7 protein-coding genes, 1 tRNA gene and 1 pseudogene are annotated in these 7,108 nt (G+C 33.1%); 7 read left to right on the top strand and 2 right to left on the bottom strand.

The features are described from left to right. From DRF60_RS05405 to DRF60_RS05375, 6 genes and pseudogenes are all read left to right on the top strand, one after another. Positions 1-1,348 (top strand): RHS repeat-associated core domain-containing protein (locus tag DRF60_RS05405; protein ID WP_317125817.1); only part of this gene is annotated, 1,348 nt, incomplete at its 5' end. Further along, the gene (locus DRF60_RS05400; protein ID WP_123902636.1) at positions 1,335-1,862 is read left to right on the top strand and encodes a hypothetical protein; all 528 of its coding nucleotides are present in this window, start codon (positions 1,335-1,337) and stop codon (positions 1,860-1,862) included. The genes DRF60_RS05405 and DRF60_RS05400, both read left to right, overlap by 14 nt. 80 nt (positions 1,863-1,942) lie before the next feature. Further along, positions 1,943-2,128 (top strand): annotated as a pseudogene (locus DRF60_RS21535) (RHS repeat-associated core domain-containing protein); the annotation flags it as partial. Positions 2,129-3,340: 1,212 nt separating this feature from the next. Continuing rightward, on the top strand, positions 3,341-3,952 hold the full coding sequence (locus DRF60_RS05385; protein WP_394337441.1) for an RHS repeat domain-containing protein: 612 nt from the start codon (positions 3,341-3,343) through the stop codon (positions 3,950-3,952). A 95-nt stretch (positions 3,953-4,047) separates the two neighbouring features. Beyond that, positions 4,048-4,461 (top strand): hypothetical protein, encoded by a 414-nt coding sequence (locus tag DRF60_RS05380; RefSeq protein ID WP_116011068.1) that lies wholly within the window; start codon positions 4,048-4,050, stop codon positions 4,459-4,461. An 8-nt stretch (positions 4,462-4,469) separates the two neighbouring features. Further along, positions 4,470-4,880, top strand: coding sequence for a hypothetical protein (locus tag DRF60_RS05375; protein WP_123902635.1), 411 nt, complete (start codon positions 4,470-4,472; stop codon positions 4,878-4,880). Positions 4,881-4,923: 43 nt separating this feature from the next. On the opposite strand, the gene DRF60_RS05370 is transcribed toward DRF60_RS05375, so the two are convergent. Then, complete coding sequence (locus DRF60_RS05370) at positions 4,924-5,199, bottom strand: hypothetical protein (RefSeq protein WP_185144572.1); 276 nt, start codon at positions 5,197-5,199, stop codon at positions 4,924-4,926. A 263-nt stretch (positions 5,200-5,462) separates the two neighbouring features. Further along, positions 5,463-5,533 (bottom strand) — tRNA-Gln (locus tag DRF60_RS05365). A 256-nt stretch (positions 5,534-5,789) separates the two neighbouring features. Here DRF60_RS05365 and der point away from each other — a divergent pair. Further along, positions 5,790-7,100, top strand: a complete 1,311-nt coding sequence (der, locus tag DRF60_RS05360; protein WP_116011066.1) for a ribosome biogenesis GTPase Der — start codon at positions 5,790-5,792, stop codon at positions 7,098-7,100. The last annotated feature ends 8 nt before the right edge of the window (positions 7,101-7,108 follow it).

Below are 7,108 nucleotides of genomic sequence, written 5' to 3'. Positions count from 1 at the left end.
CACTATGAAAGATAAAGGTATTCAGACTATTGCTTACAATTATTTGAATTTACCTAATGACTTTCAAATTTCTCAATTAAATCCTTTTGGTATTGCTGTCAGCTTCAGCCTTAATTATTTGTATCGTGCAGATGGAACAAAGCTCCGGAAAACCTACTTCAAACCTGGCGGGAGAGGAAATACAACAATTACAAATAAAATAACAGATTATTTGGATGGTTTCCAATATGATTTTACTGACGTTGAGCAATGCACATGGTGCAGGACTGATGTAGCGTATGAGCAACAGGCATTCAAAGATATAATTATAGACCCTGGCTTTCCTACCTTGCCAGCTACATGGAAATTGGACTTTGTAGCTACCTCAGAAGGGTTTTACAGTTTCATAGAAAACCGTTATATTTACCAATACAGAGACCATTTAGGAAATGCAAGGGTTAGTTATGCTAAAAATAGCGAAGGAGCTGTTGAAATTACAGATACCAACAACTATTATGCTTTTGGGTTAAACCATATTGGTGGAAACAAAGGACTTCTGGGTGGATATAAAAGCTATAAGTACAACGGGAAGGAGCTTCAGGAAACTGGAATGTATGATTATGGAGCGAGATTTTACATGCCGGACCTGGGAAGATGGGGAGTGGTGGATCCGCTGGCGGAGAAGATGACAAGACATAGTCCTTATAATTATGCTTTCAATAATCCGATTAGGTTTATAGATCCTGACGGAAGACAAGGAAAAGATATTATTATCTTAACCGAAAATGGCTCTTTTAAAGCTTCAAAAGATTTGATGTATAAAACAGAAGAGGGAAAAAGAATATGGGATAAGTATGGAACTAGTAAAACGGATGATGTTTATATAAAATCAAGTACTTTTTCTTCTAAAGATTCGAGGACTGGAGCAGAAACATATAGTTTGGCAGGTGATGAGAGTTTTGTTAAAGATGGTAAAGTAAATGATATTGGAAAAACTTATTCAGCAATGGAAAGTTTTGATGGAGTAGATATATCAAAATCAGGAGATAAACAAGTTCATTTGATGGCAATCAATGAATCTTTTTTCCCAAATGAAGCCTCAGATAGTTATTCAAAATCAGAAGTAACGTCTTCAGGAAAAACAGTAACATCAGAGTATAATTTATCAGACTTAACAAAAATTGTTTATCATGAATTTAAAGCACATATAGAAGATAGAACTGGAGATGCCGATAAAGATCATAAAAATTTTGGTGAATCGACTTTTAAAGGATATGTGAGGCCTAATTCTCCTATGGATAAATTTGAAAATCAATTAACTAAAGTTTTGAGAACTCTAAATGAAAAAAAATATAATGAAAAAAAATAAACTTTTATTTTTCTTAGTATTAATATGTGCAAATTTTGTTCGAGGTCAAGATTTAAAACTTTTTTCTCCAATCTTAATTAGTGATATAAAATCAATAATAATAAATGGGGAAATGAATAATCAGGCAGTAGTTGATTATTTTAATCCAGATCTTAACGAGATGCGAAAGGAAGTTCTACAATACAGTTCAGATTCAAATGCATTAAAATTATACGATACTGAATCTAATTCATATAAACCATTTTTATTTTTAAATAAAAAGAATAAAGAAATTGTTTCTACTAAAAATAATTTTGGTGTTTTTAGATCTTTTAATTTAATTAAGAAAAACGACAGGCTTTTTGAGGCTGTGTCAGCAACTGGATCATATCCAAGTCATTTTGAAAGAATTAAGTCAATAGAAATATTGGAGAAGAGCCAGAAATTTTTAATAATAAAAATTAATTATTCTGATATTTATGGTTACAAAGGCTATAGTGTTTTAGTTTTACAAGATTATAAATATGCTAAATAATTAGATTTATCCCCCTGCTGGTGCGAGAGTCTCGCTCGTTCCTTTGATGATAAAAAAACCTCGCAAAATGCGAGGTTACTTATAAGTATAAGTACAACGGCAAGGAGTTGCAGGAAACGGGAATGTATGATTATGGCGCAAGATTCTATATGCCGGATATTGGAAGATGGGGTGTTGTGGATCCGCTGGCGGAACAGTATCGTAGACACTCTACTTATAATTACGCAGTAAATAATCCTATAAGATTTATCGACCCTGACGGGAGAGGTATTGAAGAAACAACATCAGGAACCACTTATACCGGAGTGGATGCTCAAGCTGCATTTTTACAACTAAGAAATTCAATGTCAAATTCCTCTAGAAACTCACCTGATTGGCGTGAGGATGGGAAAGGTAATTTAATAAAAGAAAAAGGAGATAATGCTAGTACATTATTAAGTTATGTTAATAATAATTATAAGGATGCAAAGCTTAGCGAATCCGCTGCGAAAACTTTATATTCTACACTAGAAGATGGAAAAGTCAATTTAGACCAATTAAATCCAGAAACCTTAAATAAAAATTTATTTGGTTATAATTATCCGGGGGGGAAAAACCCAAGAAAATATAATGGTGAATCCGATTATTCAGTACCACCAACTGAAATAGAAGTTCCAGCTTTTATTCACGATAAGGACTATGATAAATTAGGAGCTACAGGAGCGGATGCATTATTTAATAATACAGCTACAATTAAAGCAGATGACCGTTTTGTTGATAGTATGGGTAAACTAGAGGAGAAATATAGAAAAGAAGGAAATACTAAACTTATGATACAAGCAAAAATATTAGGAAGGGGATTGAATTCCTTTTCTCAACCTAAAAGGCAAACTTTAAAAAGTATTTTGAAACAAGCTTTAACATTTCCATCATTAAAATAATATATGAAAAGAAATAAAATTTTATTCGGGACAATGCTATTTAGTTTAATATATGTATTGTTAGGGACTTTAGCTGTTTTGGTTAGTTTCCCAGAATACGCTTTGTTCGGCTTCGATTATAATAGTACACTCTGGACACCACTAGTAATAATTACTTATCCTGTTAATATTTTATTATTTGGGTTAGTTATGGTTGATGTCTCCTTTTTATCAATATTCATATTGCAAACCATAGTTTTTTTAATTTTATGGTTTATCTTATATAAGTTGGTTTTATACTACTTCAAGATAAAAAGTAGAAAAAAAAATAATAATTAAGAAGGGAGTGTCCTAAAAGTCGGTAACACCTTCTGAGATTCGGATATTTATATACTCCTCCTGTATAGGGGTACGAATAAAATCAGCAAAAATTGAGGCTGTCCAAACTTTTCGGACAGCCTTTTATATATATAAACTGGTTAATAATTATATTCCTCCATCCAATATAATTATCTAAATTTACCAGGAAAAGTTATCCAAAACTCCAAAGTAACCGATTATATTTACAGAGCAGACGGTGTGAAGGTAAAAAAGGTTTTCGGAACAGAAACAACCGATTATTTGGATGGCTTCCAGTATGTAAATTCTGCATTGAAATTCTTCCCAACGGCAGAAGGATATTTTAATGTTGAGACCGGAAAATATGTGTATAATTACATTGACCATCTGGGAAATACAAGATTAAGTTATGCCACGAATGGAGCAGGAATAGAGATCATTGAAGAAAGTAACTATTACCCGTTTGGATTGAAGCATGAAGGGTATAATGTATTAACAGGAAATCCTTCTTATAAGTATAAGTACAACGGCAAGGAATTGCAAGAGACGGGAATGCACGATTATGGAGCGAGATTTTATATGCCGGATTTGGGTAGATGGGGTGTCATTGATATGAAAGCGGAAATTTCCAGACGTTGGTCTCCTTATACGTATGCTTACAATAATCCAATCAGATTTGTTGATCCTGATGGTAGGCAGAACTATGATGTTATTATTAAAGGCTCTCAATCTCAAGCAGCTCTTAATGAGTTGCAAAAGTCTGTTAGTTCTGAATTAACATTGAATATGGATAAAAATCCTATACACAAAATAATCCCAATGCGAAACTATCGGGAGATGCTCAGCAATTAGTTAATGCAATTGATGATCGTTCCGTTACTGTTAATGTCACAGCAGAGAATACAAAAGTTACTTCAACAGGGAACTTGTATATTGGGGGTGCTTTTATGGGAACAAAAACTAGTTCTTTATTAAATAGAGATGGTACATCTTTAAGTAAAATAGTAAATACATATCAAGAAGTGAATCCGACTGTTTTAAGTACTGCTGATAATTCAGCGGGAACTAATGGATCATTAACTTTGCATGAAGTGACTGAATCTTATCAAGCAGGATTAACAACAAAAAATACTGGCTTAGATGCTTCACCTCCATCTGGAAGGCCTGATTTAAATGGTCCTTTGCCTGATCTCAAAAAAAATAGTCAATATTGGAATGCACATACGTCTGCTACTCCTCAAAATCTCCAAATTAACGAAAATGTTTATGATGCTAATGGTAATAGAATAAATACATATCAAGGGGCAGCAAGAGTTGATTACACTTTGACAAATGGAACAGTAATAATGACATACCCATAAAGTTTATTATGAAAAAAAGTATAGTATTAATGATTTTCTTTGCGTTGACATCATGCAATAATTACAAACATGTCAAAAATGTTTTGCCTACATATACTATTTATAAGGTAGATTCTATTAATAATTATTATTTGATTTATGCAAAAAAGAATACTTCCATTTTTAAAATAGTGTCTAAAAAAGAACATACAACAAAACACTATAAAAAGATAAAAATAGGAAATAATTATAATTTGAATTTACATTCCAGAAGCTCTCAAACTCCTGTTATAAACGGGGTGAAAATGTCGCCTGTTAATTTGATAGATATTATGTGTTACAATTATGAAGATAATACTCAAATATGCACGGACGCAAAAAATGGAATTTATGATTTATATACTACAGAAAATCTCAAAGGATTGTATTATATAAAATAATCACTCTTTAATCACCCAACCCGCTCATTGAGCGGGTTTTTACTTATTTATAATTTTTCTTAGTTTTATAATCTCTGATAATGAGATCCATATAATCGAATATCCGTTTTTTTTCATCCTCCGGGAGACTCTCCACTTCATCAAGACGTTTAATCATCTCTTTATCATAATCAGCATTTAATCCCTCACCTAAAATAAAATCCACGCTAACGCCAAAAGCCTTGGCTAGCTTTACCTCGCTCCCGCGATTGTATCGTGTGGCAGATAAATAAAAATCCCGCTGCGCAAAGTTTGCAACTTTGAGCTGATAAATAAACAAAAACTCGCATTTTGCGAGTTTTTTTGTTTTATACACCTTGTAAAGCATTAGTAAGCTTACTATCTACAGTATTTTCTTGTAAACTACACATCTTTTTAACTTTTGATAATAAGAAATTTTAAAATCAAAAGCTCTCCAACAAATCAACTACAAAATTAGTTATGAATATGGAATCCAGATAAAGATAAATATCAAGGCTTGATCAAGACTTAACCAAAACAAAAAAGCAATCAACTGTAAACCAGAAGATTGCTTTTAAAATGTAGACCCACAGGGATTCGAACCCCGACTGACGGTACCAAAAACCGGAGTGCTACCGTTACACTATAGGTCTGCTTATTTTTGGTGGCGCGAAATTATAAAAAATTATTTAACTGAAAAAATATTTTTTTGAGGATTAATAATAGAAAAAGCCTTATTTACCATAATTGTATGATTTTTAATTGAATAGAAGGATGATGATTAGGTAAGAAATTATTTCAGAAATTGTACTTTTTCATCAGCTAAATAATAAAATCTTATCTTTGCAAAAAAATTGGGCTCCAAAAGTTGGAGATACCCATTAATAATTTCATTTATTAAACATTTTTATGTCAAATATTGTCGCAATCGTTGGGCGTCCCAACGTAGGAAAATCCACACTTTTTAACCGTTTACTAGAAAGAAGAGAAGCCATCGTAGATTCTACAGCTGGTGTTACCAGAGACCGTCATTACGGGAAATCCGACTGGAACGGAGTAGATTTTACAGTTATAGATACCGGCGGATATGATGTAGGAACGGATGATATTTTTGAAGAAGAGATCCGTAAGCAGGTTCAGCTGGCAATAGATGAAGCTACATCCATTATATTTATGATGAATGTAGAAGAAGGCCTTACTGATACCGATTACGAAATTCATGAACTTCTTAGAAGATCAAACAAACCCGTTTATATCGTTATCAATAAAGTAGATTCTGCCAAAGAAGAAGTTAACGCTACTGAATTCTATCAGTTAGGAATTGAAAAATATTACACTTTATCTTCAGCTACAGGTTCCGGAACAGGAGAAGTTCTGGATGATATCGTGAAAGATTTCCCTACAACAGATTATAAAGATCCTTTCGAAGGATTGCCGAAAATTACGATCGCAGGCCGTCCCAATGTTGGTAAATCTACATTAACAAATGCTTTACTTGATGTAGAAAGAAACATCGTAACTGATGTTGCAGGGACTACGAGAGACAGTATCCAGACCCTTTATAATAAATTCGGATATGAATTTGTTTTAGTCGATACTGCCGGAATGAGAAGAAAATCTAAAGTAAATGAAGATTTGGAATTCTATTCCGTAATGAGATCTATCCGTTCTATTGAATTTTCAGATGTTGTGATCATTATGGTGGATGCAACGCTGGGCTGGGAATCTCAGGATATGAATATTTTCGGTTTAGCACAAAAGAACAGAAAAGGAATTGTGATCGTTGTGAATAAGTGGGATCTTATTGAAGATAAGAAAACCAACACCGTTAGGGATTTTGAAAACTCAATTAAAGAGAAGATCGGTCAGTTCAGTGATATTCCAATTCTTTTTGTTTCAGCATTAACGAAGCAGAGAATCCTGAAAGCTGTGGAAATGGCCATGGTTGTATACGAAGACCGTAAGAAAAAGATCAAAACTTCAAAATTAAACGAAGTAATGCTTCCTATTTTTGAGCAGACTCCGCCACCGGCCAACAAAGGGAAATATATTAAAATCAAATACTGTGTACAGCTTCCTACGCCATCACCGCAGTTTGTATTTTTCTGCAACCTCCCTCAGTATGTAAAAGAACCTTACAAAAGATTTACAGAAAACCAATTGAGAAAACAATTCGGATTTACCGGAGTTCCTATTGAAGTGTATTTCAGACAGAAATAAGATATTTG

Origin of the sequence: Chryseobacterium elymi (assembly GCF_003385495.1) — a bacterium.
Lineage (GTDB): Bacteria > Bacteroidota > Bacteroidia > Flavobacteriales > Weeksellaceae > Chryseobacterium > Chryseobacterium elymi.
Note: the sequence above shows the minus strand (reverse complement) of the source record. Positions and strands in the feature narration are given on the sequence as shown.